The sequence below is a fragment of the Gordonia sp. JH63 genome (assembly GCF_009856645.1).
Taxonomy (GTDB): domain Bacteria; phylum Actinomycetota; class Actinomycetes; order Mycobacteriales; family Mycobacteriaceae; genus Gordonia; species Gordonia hongkongensis.
In genome coordinates this window covers 4,959,094-4,973,978 of sequence record NZ_CP047235.1, presented here as the reverse complement: position 1 = coordinate 4,973,978, position 14,885 = coordinate 4,959,094, and the positions used below count along the sequence as shown (strand labels likewise).

The following is a 14,885-nucleotide window of genomic DNA, read 5'->3' as shown; positions in this document are numbered from 1 at the left end:
TCGATCCGCCACCTACTCGTTCCTCCCGCAGCTGGTACGAGCAATGCGGGAGGAACTGCCCGACGTCGAGGTCAGCGTGCGCGGCGAAATGCTTGCGCCGGCGCAGGTCGACGCGCTGACGTCGGGGGAGATCGACATCGGACTCCTGCGCCCGCCGGAGAACTCCCCGGGGCTGCACGTTGAGACGGTGCGGAGGGACCGACTGTTCGTGGCGTTGCTGGCGGACCACCGACTTGCCGCCGATCTCACCTCGCCGATCGACGCGGGCCGCCTGCGAGACAGCGATTTCATCACGCACACCGGCGGTGGGAAGTCCGTCATGAACGGCGTGGTCGCCGCGGTGTGCGCACGGGCCGGGTTCGTCCCGCAGGCCAGGCACGAGGTAGAGGGGACCTCCACCCTGGTGACCCTCGTCGCTGCGGGCGTCGGCGTAGCGGTGGTCCCTGAACCCACTGCGGCACTCGGCATCGCCGGCGTCGTCTACCGCCCGCTGTCCGACGTCGGCGAGATCGATCTCGTCGTCGCATGTGATGCCGCGAACCGCACCCCGCCGGTCGATCACGCACTTCGCGTTCTGCGTGCCATTGCCTGAGTGGCGTCCGGCAGGGGAGTAACCTTGGCGCCAGTTGTGCGTGGACGTCAACGCAACGAGTCGCCACTGACGGTCGGACCGCCGCAACTGTCGCCGCCGCCATCCTGTATCCGGACCTGCTGGTCGGCCTCTGCTTCGAGCTGAGGATCACTGCCGGGTCCGGGTAGGGTCACTGCTGGTTCTCACCGTTTGTGATCTCGCATGAGGCTCTGAGTCTGTTCCTCGGAGAGTGCAGGTGGGGTAATCATGTCGATGGGCTTCCTGGAGTCGCTGCGGATGCCGTCGACCAGAACTTGGAGAGTTCTGCGCCAGAGTTCGGGGTGGGTGTCACCCCCGAGACCGCGAACCGCCTGTACAGCGACGAGCAGGATCGGAAAGTCACTGGGCGCGAAGCTGTCTCGAAGCCACCCTGCGCGCTTGGCGTCAGCGACCAACCCGTCGACGACGGCGATGAGTCGGGCCAGTGCATCGGCGCGGGGTTCGAAGTCGCCGGCGGTGGAGAGAAGCAACTGTCGCAGGCCCTTGTTGGCGGCCAGCAACTCGTTACAACGGACCAGGAGTTCGACGAGGGCCTCGGTCGGGCCGGATCGATCCTTCGCCGCTTCCGCGATTTCAGCCACCTCGTGGACCTTGTCCTCGAACAACGCGGTGATCAGACCGTGTTTGTCCCCGAAGCGTCGATAGACCGTTCCCACGCCGACCCCGGCCCGGTCGGCGACATCGGCCATCGTCACTTCCAGTCCGCGCTCCGCGAATGCCGCTGCTGCTGCGGTGGAGATCTTCTCGACATTGCGGGCGGCGTCGCGTCGCAGTGGAGCGTGGTCCCGCTCCGCCTCGCCAGCTGTCATGGTCGTCACATCCTCTCGTAACGGAATGACATGTTCCGTTTCGCGGTCTAGGGTAGTCGATGAATAAACGGAATTAATGATTCCGCTTCCTGGATGAGAGGAACCCGTGATGACAACGAAGACAGTGGACTTGGCGGCGAGTTCACCACCCGACACACGTCGCCGATGGGCGATCCTTGTCGTGCTGGCAACGGCGCAATTGATGGTTGTGCTCGACGCCACGATCGTGAACATCGCGCTCCCGGCCGCCCAGTACGACCTCGGGTTCGGCGACGAGTCGAGACAGTGGATCATCACCGCGTACTCCCTGACCTTCGGTGGCCTCCTGTTGCTCGGCGGGCGAATCAACGATCTCTTCGGACGCAAACAGTCGTTCGTGATCGGCCTCGCCGGTTTTGCTGCCGCCTCAGCGCTGGGCGGCTGGAGCCCCTCGTTCGAGGTACTCGTCGCTGCACGTGCTCTCCAGGGCGTGTTCGGTGCGCTGTTGGCGCCGGCGGCACTGTCCCTGCTGACCGTGACCTTCGCCGGAAGTGCCGACCGAGGCCGCGCCTTCGGGATCTACGGCGCGATCTCCGGAGCCGGTGGCGCCATCGGCTTGCTGCTCGGTGGAGTACTCACCGAGTACGTGTCCTGGAACTGGTGCCTCTACGTCAACGTTGCGTTCGCGGTTGTCGCGTTGGTTGGAGCGCTGTGGCTTGTCCCGTCTCACCGCACCGGGAGCGGCGGCTCCGGGCTTGACTGGCCGGGCACGATTCTCGTCACCGCGGGCCTCTTCTCGCTCGTGTACGGCCTTTCGAATTCCGAGGTCAACGGCTGGTCCGACACCTGGACGGTCACCTTCATCGTGGTCGGTATCGCCCTGCTCGCCGCGTTCGTCGTCGTCGAGACGCGTGTCGAGCACCCGTTGCTGCCGATGCGGGTGGTCCTCGATCGTGTTCGCGGCACCTCGTACCTGGTGATGTTGATCTGTGCGATCGGCATGTTCGCGGTGTTCCTGTTCTTGACGTACTACCTGCAGTCCACGCTCGGTTACAGCCCCGTCATCACCGGAGTCGCATTCCTCCCCATGGTTGGCGCCCTCGCTGTCACGGGCGCCGTGGTCGGTGCCGCTCTCATCACCCGGATCAGTCCAAAGATTCTGGTCGCAACGGGCATGGGCCTGGCCGGTGTCGGCATGATGGTCCTCACCAGGATCCAGGCGGACAGTGACTACGTCTCCGGCGTCCTTCCCGGCCTGATCATCACAGGAGTTGGTCTGGGTGTCGTCTTTGCCACCGCGATGAGCTTCTCCACCATCGGAGTGCAGGCCGAGGATGCCGGTGTCGCATCGGCCATGGTCAACACCGCCCAGCAGATCGGTGGCTCGATCGGTATCTCGCTCCTGTCGAGTTTTGCGGCGACGGCCGCGACGAACTACATCAACGACAACACCCCCGGATCCGTGGCGACATCTGGTCCGATTCCGGAGGCCGCCGTGCACGCGATGAAGCAGGGCGCGGAACTCGCCAGCTTCCACACCGCATTCTGGTGGGCTGCCGGCTTCTTCTTCGTCGGCGCGGCACTCGCAGCCGTTCTGTATCCACGGGCCATCCCGCGCACGGATCCGGATGCCGCTCCGGCGATTGCCCACTGATCGAGCCGATCTCGCAACACGCCCGGTGCCCAGACCCGCGGAATGGGCACCGGGCGATCAAAACCACTTACACCGAATCAGCGACAGTCCCAAGTTCGGCTCCTCCTGGGCTCTTGCAACTCGGGTGCGGCCGACGCCGGCGAGATCTTCGCGACCATCGACGCCGTCGGGGACGGCCACGACCGTGACTGGTTCGACGCCTGGCACGGACTCGGCCGGAGGCTCGTCGCCGAAGCGGACGCGAGCGCCGCGGCGGATCATTCCCACAGCGCCGCCTTCACCTATCTCCGTGCGGCCACGTACCTCTCGCAGGCGTTCGACGCACTCGACGGCATCGCCGACGACGAGCGTATGCCGGTGTTCGCCGAACATCGGGCCGCATGGGAGAAATTCGTCGACCACGGTCCGTTCGTCGCGCAACGACTGTCGATCCCGTACGAGGACACCGTGTTACCCGGCTGGTACCTTTCCCCGACCGACGCCGGCGATGCACCCCGGCCCACCCTGGTCATGGTGAACGGCAGCGATGGGTCGGTCTCGGCGCAGTGGTCGGCAGCGGCACACGGTGCGCTCGAGCGCGGCTACCGTGTCGTGATGTTCGACGGACCAGGGCAACAGTCGATGCTCTTCGAGCACGGGACGTACTTCCGGCCCGACTGGGAGGCCGTGCTGACGCCGGTCACCGAAGTCGTCGTCGGACTCGGTGGTGTCGACGCCCGGCGCCTCGCCGTCTACGGCATCAGCCAGGCCGGTTACTGGGTTCCGCGCGCGATCGCCTTCGAACATCGTCATGCCGCCGCGATCGCCGATCCCGGCGTGGTGAAGGTCGATACGTCGTGGCTGGAAAATGTTGGTACGTCGCTGGCGAAGAAACTCGAGGAGGGCAAGGATCACGACTTCGATCAGATGATGGCCATCGGCATGAAGCTGAGCAAGTCGACCAAGAAGCTGTGGGATTGGCGGGCGCGCCCGTACGGCGAGGCCGGTTACGCGGAGACGATGAGAGCCGTTGCCGAGTATACGCTGACACCCGAAGTCGCGGAGCAGATCCGGACGCCGATGTTGATCACCTCACCGGAAGACGAACAGTTCTGGCCCGGTCAGTCGGCACAGCTCGCCGAGATGTCGGGCGCGGCAACCGAACTGGTCGAGTTCACCGCTGCCGAAGGTGCGAGCTGGCACTGCCAGCCAATGGCACGGGCGCTCACCGACAGTCGCATTTTTGACTGGCTCGACGAGACCCTCGCCTCGGCGGCGAACTCCTAGAGTGCGGGATTCGTACCGGAAACCGCTACGAATCCCGCACCCTGCCTGGGGGGCGAAAGCCCGTGTCAGCTCAGCAGCAGCCATCCGAATCGGAGGCCGAGCGCCGTAACACCGAGGACCCCGGTCGCGATCAGCCAGCGGCGCGCTAGGCGTTCTGCACGCACGTGATCGTCACCGGGCCGTAGGTAGACGAAGGCCGCCGTCATCGCGCACAGGGCAGCGGCGGCCCCGACGACGATCACCAGCGTCAGCATCAACACACCACCCATCATGCCGATGAATTCGCAAACCGTGCCGTCGGCTGCGCAAGGTCGTGATCGCACAATGGTCGGCGCGGGGTGATTTCGACAAGCTCAACCAGCGGAGGTGCACAGTCGACGCAAACCGACGCACAGTCGACGAACGAATTCGGCGCTGCGGCTTCATCCGAAGTCGCAGCGCCGAGTCGAGATCATCGACGACGGGGGGATCAGTCGACTTCCTCGCCCACCCACTTCGCGAGCAGGTGGTGCATGTGGCGGATCTTGAGTTCCTGGTACGCCGCCATCGGCAGGTACTTCTGAGTGGTGGTCTTCAGGCCGCGGTGCACCTTCGGCATGTTGTACGCGTCCTGGTCGAACACGCGGGCCGAGCTGCCGAGGACCGTGGCGTCGATCCAGGTCTGTTCGGGCGTCAGCCACTGCACCTTCGCGGCCGGCGGACGCGGCCCGGTGAACGGCGCCAGCAGGTAGACGTCCATGATCGACGTGTTGTGGTCGTCGCCGTTCGGCCGGAACCGGTAGACGATGCGCTGGTAAGCACCCCACGGATGGAAGTTCGGGAACACCGTGTAGTAGATGCTGTCGAGTGACTCGGCGTCGGACATGTTGTCCGCCTTCACATCACCGATGACCTCGCGGAGCCCCTCGCGGGCGAGCAGGCCGGACATCTCGCGCGCGGTGACACCGTCGGGCAGGGTGACCATCGGGTCCTCGTCGATGCGCGCATCCACCATCGAGTCGAACATCTCCTGCTCGCTCGGGGTGAACTTGATGTGCGGGCTGGGCACGCCGTTGGCGGTGATCCCGCGGTTGAAGTTGCCCCACGAGTCGTACTGGCTGTTCGAATCCCCCGTTCCCACAACACGTTGCGGGTGGGTGGTGATGACGTGGAAGGCCTCCGAGAACGCCTCCTGGGCGATCTTCCAGTTCGCGTCGATGACCTTCGCGACGTGCGCCTGGATGTAGCGATCCTCCAGCGGCCAGGCCTCGAAGTGCTTGCCCAGGTCGCCGAGGAAGCTGGCAAGCGACTCCGACTGCGGGTCCATGTTGATGAAGACGAAGCCGCCCCAGGTGTCGACCTTGACCTGCGGAAGGTTCATTGCATCCTTGTCGACGTGGGGGAAATCCCATTCGCACGTCATGGATTTCAGCGATCCGTCCAGGTTCCAGCAGAAGCCGTGGAACGGACAACGCAGGTCGTTGCCCGCGGGACCGCTCTCCTCGCGGAGCATCCGGCCGCGGTGCAGGCACGAGTTGTAGAACGCGCGGATGGACATGTCCTTGCCGCGCACGACGAGGATCGACTTGTCGCAGATCTCATAGATGTGCGTGTCGCCGGGCTCGGGGATCTCCTCTTTACGACACGCCATCTGCCAGACCTTGTACCACATACGATCTCGCTCGAGCTCGTGATACTTGCGGCTGATGTACCGCGAGACCGGGATGAAGTTCTGATCCTCGTAGAGGTCGTGGGTCTCCTCCCGCAGGACCTGCGGGACCGGGTGGGTGTCGGTGTCGAGCAGTCGCTGGTAGCTGGCGACGTAGTCGGCCTGCTCGTCGTCGGATGCCGACGATCCGGGGGTGCGTGTGTCGATCTCGGTCACAATTTGCCTCCTTCGGCCAGGCGATTGCTGCGGGCTTCGTCGGCGAGTCGGTCCGCCTGCATCTTCTCCAGGAGCTTGGCAGCGCCCATGAAGCGACGGTTCTGGGTGATGGGAACGGGCTCGCGCGGACCGAGACCGACCCAGCGGGCCATCTCCGGGTCAACGGATTTCACTTCGCCGTGCAGATACCGGCCTTCGGGGTCGAAGGTGCCGGTCTTGCCGTCCTTGGTGGTCACGAGGACGTTGAAGTCCTCATCGAATTCGTAGATGGCTCGACTCATCGGATGCTGGATCTGACGCATCGGGTTCTCCTCGGTGGGGCTGGCGCGCCTCTTACTTGGCAGCGTATTCACTAACTGTAGCACCGAGAGTGAGCGGCAACACATCGAACTGTATTCGCTGTAAAAAAAGTTCAGATGGAACGGGCTGCCCACCGGAGCGAGTTGGCGATCAGGGACCGATAGTCCGGGTGGGCGAGAGTGGCCGCGGTGTCGCCGGGCTGGAGGTAGACGAGGCGGGATGCACCGTTGGTGCGACACCAGCCGACCAGCGACGATCCCTCGGCGTGCTGCCACCCCTCTCGTTCATCCCGCCGCCCGGACATGGCCAGTGCGGTGGAGAAGTGCACGTCGTCGGTCATCGGTGCGTTCGTCCGCAGCAACGGCGTCACGGAGTCCTCGAACACCTCGCAGAGATAGGTCTCGTCGACGAGGTCGAGATGTGCCGGCAGGTCCGCGGTCACCGGGTGGGTGCTGTCCTCGATGGTGATCCGCTGCTCCACCGCATGCCGATAGCCGGAGTCGGGGCGCGGTGCCCCGCGCACGGTTCCGGGCTGGTACAGGTAGCGGCCGCCGACGAACTCCGACCACTCGTCCCAGTTGGCCCAGCTCGCGATCGCATGATGCAGGACGACGTATCCGTGCCCCGTCTCGCGGGCCGCGCGCAGACAGTCCCGCAACGACTCCGGCGGGTCGTACGGTTCGGGCAGGGTGCCCGGCATGTCGTAGTGAAGGGACACGTCGTGGTCGGCGAGGTCGTCGGGCCCGATCGCGGCGTCGGGATGTTCGCGCCAGGTGACCTCACCGGGAAGGGCGTCGAGGAGATCGGCGAAGGCGGCTCGGTCGAAGGAGTGGCCGCCGGTGATCGCGAGGATGCGCATGTTCGAGTCCAACCTGCATCGGAGTAACTGTTTCGGAATTAAAGTTACTCGACGGGCTCGGCTCGGGTCAGCGGCCTTCGATCATCTTGGTGCAGACGTCGGTCGTCGCGGTGCGCAGACTGGGTACCGGGATGTCCGACAGCGGCCCACCCTCGATACGCAGGGGTTGGATGGCGATGGTCATCGCGATCATCGTCCGGACCCGGAGGGTGCGCGCCGCGTGCTGTGCGGTGGCCGCACGCCGGTTGGGCGGGTCCTCACCGGCCGGGAAGTAGTCGAACGCACGTCGGATGTGCCGTTCCTCGTACTCCTTCGTCAGCAGCCGGGTCCCGGGGGTCGCGCCGCCGGCCATCTGCAGGAACAGCATGCGGGCGGAATTGGGGTGCTCGGCGGTCCAGTCCCAGACCGCGGCGACGACGTCCTTGAACGAGTCCGCGCTCGCGGACACATCGTCCGGTCGAGCCGACTGCGCCGCGGCCGAACTCGCGTCCATCGCATAGCCGAGTGCGCTCTCGAAGAGCTCCTCTTTGCTGGCGAAGTGATAGTAGACCGCGGTCGGGACCATTCCCGCCTCGGTGGCGATCTCCTGGATGGAGGCCTCCGCGAACCCCTTTCGCGAGAACACGCGAACCGCGGCCTTCACGATGAGATGCCGCCGCGACGGACGGTGCGCGGTCGTGCCGTTGCCTGCGCCCGATCCGTTCTGGACCGGTGAGTCCGGCGGTGCGCCCTCGGCGCCGGCCTCGTGTTCCATCGGCGAGATGTCGGGTGCGGCGTCAGGATCGACGTCCTCCTGTGGGCCGCTGCCCGCCCCCGGGTCCGCGGCCGCCAGTGCGATGTCGTCGGCAGCCGGGGTCGAATCCCAGCCGAGCCAGTCGGCGTCCGACTCCGACATGCCGTCGGCCGGCCGGGCGTTGTCTCGCCTCGATCTCGCCATACGTCCTCCTCGCCGTGCTCCCCGTTCCGATCCGCCGTGGCGCAGACCTCCCGGTTCCGTTCACGGCGTGCCATCAGGATGGCACAGCCCGTGGCAGCCCCCGATGCTGTCATGATCTATCGCATGGCGGGCAAGAATCCCTCAGGACGAAGCACTTCCGGCCGACGCAACGCCGGGCGCGCGTCGGCGAGCGCTCCGAGTGGCGGCAGCGGCGCGAAGCGGGCCGCGCACCGGCCGTCTCGACGCGACGTCGTCGTCGAGGCGGCGATGCACCTGTACTCGATGCGGTCGATCGAGGACGTCACCGTCGCCGACATCGCCGCTGAGGCGCAGATGACCTCGGCGGCAGTGTATTACCACTATCCCTCCAAGGAGGAGGTACTCCTCGGCGGACTGCGGATCTTCGCCGATCAGATGCTCACCCAACTGCGCACGGAGATCGACGCCGATCCCGACGCCTCGCTCGGCGACGTGATCATCTCGGTTCTCGAGTGGACCGACGCCCACCGGGCGGCGTCGCTGGTCTACTTCGTGCGGTCGCCCGGATGGAGTCTGTCGATCGAGGCGCTGCGCCGGGAGGTGCGTCTGGAGATGCTCGCGATCTTCTCCGCCGAGTTGCGGGCGCGGGACCGCATCACGTCCAAGGCCAAGCAGGCCGCTGCGGCAACGGCACTGTCCAGCCTCCTCGAGGTGTCCGCGTCGTCGTGGCTCACCGAGGACGTCGTCCTCGCGAACCTGGGGCGCCGGCGCTTCTCCGACGAAGTGCGTGAGCTCGCCGCCGACATCGCCAGCGTGTGATGTGACACCCTCGAACCTATAGCTTCGACGTCTGATCGTTCACCTGAGCAGGCGGTTCGCGATAGTATCTTTATAGAGAACCTAGTTTGTGGTTCACTGGAGCCGTGCCCAACCAGACTCGTGCGCGCTCGATCGATCTCGACAACCCGTTCGCGCCGCTGGCCGGACTGTGCGAACTCGTGCTCATCCGCCACGGCGAGCAGGCGCTGAGCAAGGAGCTCAGCGCAGCTGAGACCGTCGATCCGCCTCTGTCCGGCCTCGGGCAGCGACAGGTGCGCGCCGTGGCCGACCGGCTCGCCACCCACACCGTTGATGTCGTCTACAGTTCGCCGCTGCGCCGGGCCCTCGACACCGGCCGGGCCATCGCCGCCCATCACGGTCTGGAACCGATCGTCCGCGACACCCTGACCGAGTACGAGCCGTGGCAGTCCTTCCCGGCCGACGAATCGCCGTTCGAGACCCTTCCGCACGACGAGATATCCCGGATCTTCCGCGAACACATCAGGACCCGCAGCTACGAACCGTTCCCGTACGCCGAGGACCCGGTGGCCTTCCGTGCGCGAGTGCTCGGCGAGATCGGCCGGATCGTCGACGCGCACCTCGGCGAGCGCGTGGTGGTCACCTGCCACAGCGGGGTGATCAATGCCGTGCTCGCCGACGCGCTCGGAAGCGGTTTCGACATGCCGGTCCGCGTTCACCACACGTCGGTCAACGTGTTGCGCGGTGCGGACACCCGCCGTGCGGTGCAGTCCGTCAACGACTTCACACACGTGCTCGACTTCCAGACCTCCGTCGGCGCGATGAACCTCTAGTCCGACCCCGCCAGAACAACCAGCCCGAACCGCCAGAACGACCGAAAGAAGAAGGACCCGACATGGATCTCGACCTCACCGGAAAGCGCGCCCTCATCAGCGGCGCGAGCAAGGGCATCGGCCTCGCCGTCGCCAAGACCCTCCTCGCCGAGGGAGCATCGGTGGGCATCTGCGCCCGCGGCGAAGCCCAACTCAAGACCGTTGCCGACGAGCTGTCCGAGTCCGGCACGGTGTTCTGGAAGTCCGTCGACGTCGGCGACTCCGCGGCTGTGACGTCCTTCGTCGACGGCGCGGCCGAGTCGCTCGGCGGGGTCGACATCGTCATCGTGAACGCATCGGCGATGACCGGCAAGGGGCGCGAGGCCTGGGAGAACAGCTTCAACGTCGATCTGATGAGCCTGGTCGGCTTCATCGAGGCGGCCACACCGCACCTGGAGAAGAGCTCGGCCGCGTCGGTCGTGACGATCAGTACGACATCGGCCATCGAGGCCGGCCCGATCACCACCGCCAACAGCTATGGCGCACTCAAAGCCGCCGTGCTGCAGCATTCGTCGGCACAGGCGCGGGCGCTGGGGCCGAAAGGCATTCGCGTGAACGCGGTGTCGCCCGGCCCGGTCTACTTCGAGGGTGGCCCGTGGGACACCATCAAGGAGCAGCGCCCGCAACTCTATGACGCGGCGCTGGCGTCGGCCGCGCTGGGCAAGCTGGCCGCCGCGCAGGATGTCGCAAACGCGGTGACCTTCCTGGCGTCGCCTGCAGCCGGTCACATCACGGGCACCAACCTGGTCGTCGACGGCGGCTTCACCAACCGATTCGACTTCTGAGATGAGCGCGGACTCCACCGAGACCGCCGACGTCGTCGTCCTCGGCGGCGGTTCGGGCGGATACTCGTGTGCCCTGCGCGCCGGGCAGCTCGGCATGTCGGTCGTCCTGGTGGAGTCCGGCAAGCTCGGCGGTACCTGCCTGCACAACGGTTGTATCCCCACCAAGGCGCTGCTGCATGCCGCGGAGATCGTCGACTCCGTGCGCTCTGCGGCCGATTTCGGAATCAAGGCCTCGCTCGACGGTGTCGACATCACCGCGGTGCATGCGTACAAGCAGAAGGTCGTCGACGGTCTGTACCGCGGCCTCGAGGGACTGATCGCATCGCGGGCGATCCGCGTGGTGCGTGGTCACGGCCGCGTCGTCGGGGACCGAACGGTCGCAGTCGATCTCGCGGACGGGGGGACCTCGCGACACCGGGGTGAGGCCCTTGTCCTTGCCACCGGATCGCAGTCGCGGACCCTGCCGGGCATCGACATCGGCGGTCCGATCATGACCAGTGACCGTGCGCTGGAGCTGGATTCGATCCCGAGGTCGGCGATCGTCCTGGGCGGCGGCGTGATCGGTTGCGAGTTCGCCAGTCTGTGGGCGTCGCTCGGCGTCGAGGTCACCATCGTGGAGGCGGCACCACGACTGGTCCCGACTGAGGACGAGTGGTCGTCGAAGCAGTTGACCCGAGCGTTCCGTAAGCGCGGCATCACCATTCGGACCGCGGCCATGCTGTCCGCCGCGCGCGTGACCGATGCCGGGGTCACCGTCGATCTCGGCGACTCCGAGTCGCTGAACGCCGACATCCTGCTGGTGGCGGTAGGGCGTGGTCCGCGGACGTCCGGTCTCGGGCTCGAGGAGGCGGGCATCCGACTCGACCGCGGGTTCGTCGAGGTCGACGATGCGCTGCAGACCACTGTGGCGGGCGTTTACGCGGTCGGCGACATCGTGCCGGGACCGCAGCTCGCCCATCGCGGGTTCGCGAACGGGATCTTCGTGGCGGAGCAACTGGCCGGCCTCGATTGTGTGCCGGTCGCGGACAGTGGGATTCCCCGCGTCACCTACTCCCACCCCGAGGTTGCTTCGATCGGGCTGACCGAGGCCGAAGCCGTCGAACGGCACGGTGACGTCACCACCGCCATCTACGACCTGGGTGGCAACGGCAAGAGCCGCATCCTCCAGACGTCGGGTGGGGTGAAGCTCGTCCGTGCCGGGTCCGACGGACCCGTCGTGGGAATCCATCTCGTCGGTGATCGGGTCGGTGCGCTCATCGGTGAGGCACAGCTGATCTACAACTGGGAGGCGACCGCCGACGACGTCGCGAACCTGGTGCACGCGCATCCGACCCTGGCCGAGGCGCTCGGCGAAGCCCACCTCGCGCTGGCGGGCAAACCCCTGCACGCACACGCCTGAGATCTCGAGGAGCGACATGTCCGGACCCGCCGGCCGCCTCGACGCGGTCGTCATCTGCGGTGGGCAATGGCACGACTTCGACTACGCGAGACTGCAGATCCTCACGCTGCTGGCCGATCACGAAGTGGTGCGAACGCGAGTCTTCGACGACTACGCGGTTGCGATCCCGGCCATCGACGACGCGGATCTGCTGATCACCTACACGTGCAACCGGATTCCGGACGAGGCCGCGCAGCGGTCGCTCACCGAGTTCCTCGCACGCGGCGGTCGATGGCTGGCGTTGCACGCCACCAACTCCGCGATCGAGCCGACGCCGCCCGGGTCGCCGAGCAAGTACGTCACCCCACGCACCATGGGCGTGCTGCCGCAGCTGGTAGGTAGCCAGTTCCTGGGTCATCCGCCGATCGCGCCGTACCGGGTCGAGATCACGGACCCCCACCATCCGCTTGTCGACGGTGTCGAGGCCTTCGACGCCGTCGACGAGCTCTACGTGAGCGAACTCTTCGAGCCGATAGAGGTTCTCGCGCACACCCGGTTTGTCGGTGAGTCAACGGGTTTCGCCGAGGGACACACCACCTCCGATGACCCTCTCCCGGTGCTCTATCTCAAGAGACACGACGCCGGAACCGTCTGCTACTTCACCCTCGGTCACTGCCGCGGCCGGTTCGACGTCCAGGATCTGGGTATCGACGACCTCGGACGTGTCGACCGCGGGAGCTGGGAGGTGCCGGAGTACCGGACCATCCTCGGCCGCTGCGTGGCGTGGGTGGTACGCGGGACGTTCTGAGGTTCAGAGCATTCCCCAGTGCCCCGTTTCGTGACCGGCAGACTTCAACTCGACTCCTAGACCTCGATCGAAGTCCATCGGTCGAGTTGAGGTCTGCCGGTCGCGGGCCCGACCTCCTGTGTTTCTATCGATTCAGCGAACAGAGGCCCCATGCGCCCTAAGAGACTGCTGAGATAGTCGGTGTCGTTTCGGTGTGGGGTGAGCGGGTTTGCCTGGTGGGCTGGGATCCTGGTGGGTATGCAGGGTGAGCCGGATCGTCAGGGTGAGTTTCTGGATGTGAACTCGGTCGTCGGGCATTTGCTGGCCGAGGGCAGTGTGTTCGCGTTTTTGGCTGCTCATCGCGAGCAGTTGTTTCCTGCGGAGATGTTCGCGGACCTGTTTCCCAGCGGCCGGGGCCGTCCGTCGATCCCGCCGGCCACGATGGCGTCGGTGATCGTGCTGCAAACGCTGCAGGGTTTGTCCGATCGCGAAGCCGCTGATGCGGTCACTTTTGATCTGCGGTGGAAAGCGGCGTGTGGATTCGTGTTGGGTAACAAAGGTTTTCATCCGTCGACTCTGACGTACTGGCGTCGGCGACTGGCAGCCAGCGACCGGCCGCACCGCATTTTCGAGGTGGTACGCGAGGTCATCACCACCACCGGGGTGCTCGCGGGTAAGAGCCGTCGAGCGCTGGATTCGACGATCTTCGATGACGCGGTGGCCCGCCAGGACGCCATCACCCAGGTGATCGCGGCGATCCGGCGGGTCGCCCGAGAGGTCGACGGTGGTGCGGTGGTGGTCGAGCAGCACGCGACTCGTCTGGCCGCGTTGACCGGCGGCGGCTATGACCGGCCCGGCAAGCCGCGGATCGCCTGGGATGATGAGTGTGCTCAACAGGACCTGATCAGCGCCCTTGTCGAAGATGGGTTGGCCGTGCTCGACGGTCTGGACCTCGAGGCCATCGACAAGGAACCGAGTAACCAGGCCCAGGCGCAGGCGGTGGCATTGCTGGCATTGGTGACCGGCCAGGATGTGGAACCGGCACCAGGTTCTGATGGCACCGACGGACGCTGGCGCATCGCGCCCCGGACCGCCCCGGACCGGGTGATCTCCACCGTCGATACCGACACCCGGCACGCCCACAAAACCCGGGCACGCCAGCAGGACGGGTTCAAGGGCCACATCGTCAATGAACCGGAGACCGGGTTGGTCACCGCGATCGAGATGACCAAAGCCGCTGGTCCGGACACTTCCGACGGAGCAGTCGGGGCACGGTTGTTGCTGAGCGATCCGACCGTCGCCGACGACGCCGACGATCGTGAGGTGCTGGGTGATTCAGCGTATGCCTCCGGTGACATGCTGGCCACGCTGGCGCGGACACGATGGAACGCGGTGATCAAACCCAAGCCACACATGCCGGCGGTTGCTGGTGGTTTCGTCGTCGACGATTTCACCTTCGACGCCGACGCGAACACATTGACCTGCCCCAACAACCTGACCCGACCGGTCAGCGCGAAAGGCCACGTCACCTACGGTGCGGCCTGCCAAGACTGCCCACTTCGGGCACGGTGCACCACCGCGGTTCGTGGACGCAAAATCAGTTTCGGCGAACACCACCAACTCCAGCGCGAACACCGACAACACTTCTCTGACAACACTATTGCCGACACCTACCGCCAGCATCGACCCATGGTCGAACGGACGATTGCCTGGCTCACCCGCGGTAACCGGCGGGTGCCCTACCGTGGAATCGAACGCAACAACAACTGGCTGCACCACCGCGCCGCCGCGATCAACCTACGCCGCCTGATCACCCTCGGACTGACTACCACCAACGGCACCTGGACACTGGCCACCGCCTGAACCGCGGCACCGCCGCCCCACCTAGATCGATCACCACGACCACACCCCGGAACCGACACATCCCCGCAGCAGGAACCTCAACCCAGGCTGGACCCTAATTCAGCAGGCTCCTAATCCGAGAGAA

Annotated in this window: 14 protein-coding genes and 1 pseudogene; 9 read left to right on the top strand and 6 right to left on the bottom strand. The window is 65.9% G+C overall.

Annotated features, from left to right (window positions below; translation table 11 throughout):
* Window positions 1–4: 4 nt before the first annotated feature.
* Window positions 5–592, top strand: a pseudogene (locus tag GR168_RS22025) (LysR family substrate-binding domain-containing protein); the annotation flags it as partial.
* 182 nt (window positions 593–774) lie between these two features.
* Here GR168_RS22025 and GR168_RS22020 read toward each other — a convergent pair.
* Complete coding sequence (locus GR168_RS22020; protein ID WP_223259027.1) at window positions 775–1,674, bottom strand: TetR/AcrR family transcriptional regulator; 900 nt, start codon at window positions 1,672–1,674, stop codon at window positions 775–777.
* Between GR168_RS22020 and GR168_RS22015 the strand changes: the two genes are divergently transcribed.
* Window positions 1,643–3,073: an MFS transporter gene (locus tag GR168_RS22015; protein ID WP_223259028.1), complete on the top strand. Its 1,431-nt coding sequence runs from the start codon at window positions 1,643–1,645 to the stop codon at window positions 3,071–3,073. The two genes, GR168_RS22020 and GR168_RS22015, sit on opposite strands and share 32 nt — an antisense overlap.
* 42 nt (window positions 3,074–3,115) lie before the next feature.
* Window positions 3,116–4,339 (top strand): dipeptidyl aminopeptidase, encoded by a 1,224-nt coding sequence (locus GR168_RS22010; RefSeq protein ID WP_058252861.1) that lies wholly within the window; start codon window positions 3,116–3,118, stop codon window positions 4,337–4,339.
* Window positions 4,340–4,404: 65 nt separating this feature from the next.
* On the opposite strand, the gene GR168_RS22005 is transcribed toward GR168_RS22010, so the two are convergent.
* The 5 genes from GR168_RS22005 to GR168_RS21985 form a co-directional block, all read right to left on the bottom strand.
* Window positions 4,405–4,593: a hypothetical protein gene (locus GR168_RS22005; RefSeq protein WP_223259029.1), complete on the bottom strand. Its 189-nt coding sequence runs from the start codon at window positions 4,591–4,593 to the stop codon at window positions 4,405–4,407.
* 215 nt (window positions 4,594–4,808) lie between these two features.
* Window positions 4,809–6,203 carry an aromatic ring-hydroxylating dioxygenase subunit alpha gene (locus GR168_RS22000; protein ID WP_058252859.1) on the bottom strand — a complete coding sequence of 465 codons (1,395 nt, stop codon included), beginning with the start codon at window positions 6,201–6,203 and terminating at the stop codon, window positions 4,809–4,811.
* Window positions 6,200–6,637, bottom strand: coding sequence for a hypothetical protein (locus tag GR168_RS21995; protein WP_238994970.1), 438 nt, complete (start codon window positions 6,635–6,637; stop codon window positions 6,200–6,202). The genes GR168_RS22000 and GR168_RS21995 overlap by 4 nt, the downstream gene beginning before the upstream one ends.
* Complete coding sequence (locus GR168_RS21990; protein ID WP_058252857.1) at window positions 6,616–7,362, bottom strand: ThuA domain-containing protein; 747 nt, start codon at window positions 7,360–7,362, stop codon at window positions 6,616–6,618. The genes GR168_RS21995 and GR168_RS21990 overlap by 22 nt, the downstream gene beginning before the upstream one ends.
* A 67-nt stretch (window positions 7,363–7,429) precedes the next feature.
* The gene (locus GR168_RS21985; RefSeq protein ID WP_058252856.1) at window positions 7,430–8,299 is read right to left on the bottom strand and encodes a TetR/AcrR family transcriptional regulator; all 870 of its coding nucleotides are present in this window, start codon (window positions 8,297–8,299) and stop codon (window positions 7,430–7,432) included.
* Between the two features lie 90 nt (window positions 8,300–8,389).
* Here GR168_RS21985 and GR168_RS21980 point away from each other — a divergent pair, with 90 nt between their 5' ends.
* The 6 genes from GR168_RS21980 to GR168_RS21955 all read left to right on the top strand — a co-directional run bounded on the left by GR168_RS21980 (window position 8,390) and on the right by GR168_RS21955 (window position 14,761).
* On the top strand, window positions 8,390–9,097 hold the full coding sequence (locus tag GR168_RS21980) for a TetR/AcrR family transcriptional regulator (protein ID WP_238994969.1): 708 nt from the start codon (window positions 8,390–8,392) through the stop codon (window positions 9,095–9,097).
* A gap of 104 nt (window positions 9,098–9,201) precedes the next feature.
* Window positions 9,202–9,909, top strand: a complete 708-nt coding sequence (locus GR168_RS21975; RefSeq protein ID WP_058252854.1) for a histidine phosphatase family protein — start codon at window positions 9,202–9,204, stop codon at window positions 9,907–9,909.
* A gap of 62 nt (window positions 9,910–9,971) precedes the next feature.
* Complete coding sequence (locus GR168_RS21970; RefSeq protein ID WP_159371679.1) at window positions 9,972–10,733, top strand: SDR family oxidoreductase; 762 nt, start codon at window positions 9,972–9,974, stop codon at window positions 10,731–10,733.
* Window position 10,734: 1 nt separating this feature from the next.
* Window positions 10,735–12,132, top strand: a complete 1,398-nt coding sequence (gene lpdA / locus GR168_RS21965) for a dihydrolipoyl dehydrogenase (RefSeq protein WP_159371678.1) — start codon at window positions 10,735–10,737, stop codon at window positions 12,130–12,132.
* A gap of 16 nt (window positions 12,133–12,148) precedes the next feature.
* Window positions 12,149–12,919: a ThuA domain-containing protein gene (locus GR168_RS21960; protein WP_159371677.1), complete on the top strand. Its 771-nt coding sequence runs from the start codon at window positions 12,149–12,151 to the stop codon at window positions 12,917–12,919.
* 237 nt (window positions 12,920–13,156) lie between these two features.
* Complete coding sequence (locus GR168_RS21955) at window positions 13,157–14,761, top strand: IS1182 family transposase (protein ID WP_159371972.1); 1,605 nt, start codon at window positions 13,157–13,159, stop codon at window positions 14,759–14,761.
* Window positions 14,762–14,885: the final 124 nt, after the last annotated feature.

What these genes read in the sequence shown, in the direction of transcription:
- GR168_RS22020 (WP_223259027.1), bottom strand. Translation starts at nt 1,674, where the DNA reads ATGTTCACGATCGTGGCGTCGAGCACAACCATCAATTGCGCCGTTGCC.
- GR168_RS22015 (WP_223259028.1), top strand. Translation starts at nt 1,643, where the DNA reads ATGGTTGTGCTCGACGCCACGATCGTGAACATCGCGCTCCCGGCCGCC.
- lpdA (WP_159371678.1), top strand. Translation starts at nt 10,735, where the DNA reads ATGAGCGCGGACTCCACCGAGACCGCCGACGTCGTCGTCCTCGGCGGC.
- GR168_RS22005 (WP_223259029.1), bottom strand. Translation starts at nt 4,593, where the DNA reads ATGCTGACGCTGGTGATCGTCGTCGGGGCCGCCGCTGCCCTGTGCGCG.
- GR168_RS21955 (WP_159371972.1), top strand. Translation starts at nt 13,157, where the DNA reads ATGCAGGGTGAGCCGGATCGTCAGGGTGAGTTTCTGGATGTGAACTCG.
- GR168_RS21990 (WP_058252857.1), bottom strand. Translation starts at nt 7,362, where the DNA reads ATGCGCATCCTCGCGATCACCGGCGGCCACTCCTTCGACCGAGCCGCC.
- GR168_RS21970 (WP_159371679.1), top strand. Translation starts at nt 9,972, where the DNA reads ATGGATCTCGACCTCACCGGAAAGCGCGCCCTCATCAGCGGCGCGAGC.
- GR168_RS21985 (WP_058252856.1), bottom strand. Translation starts at nt 8,299, where the DNA reads ATGGCGAGATCGAGGCGAGACAACGCCCGGCCGGCCGACGGCATGTCG.
- GR168_RS21960 (WP_159371677.1), top strand. Translation starts at nt 12,149, where the DNA reads ATGTCCGGACCCGCCGGCCGCCTCGACGCGGTCGTCATCTGCGGTGGG.
- GR168_RS22010 (WP_058252861.1), top strand. Translation starts at nt 3,116, where the DNA reads ATGGGCACCGGGCGATCAAAACCACTTACACCGAATCAGCGACAGTCC.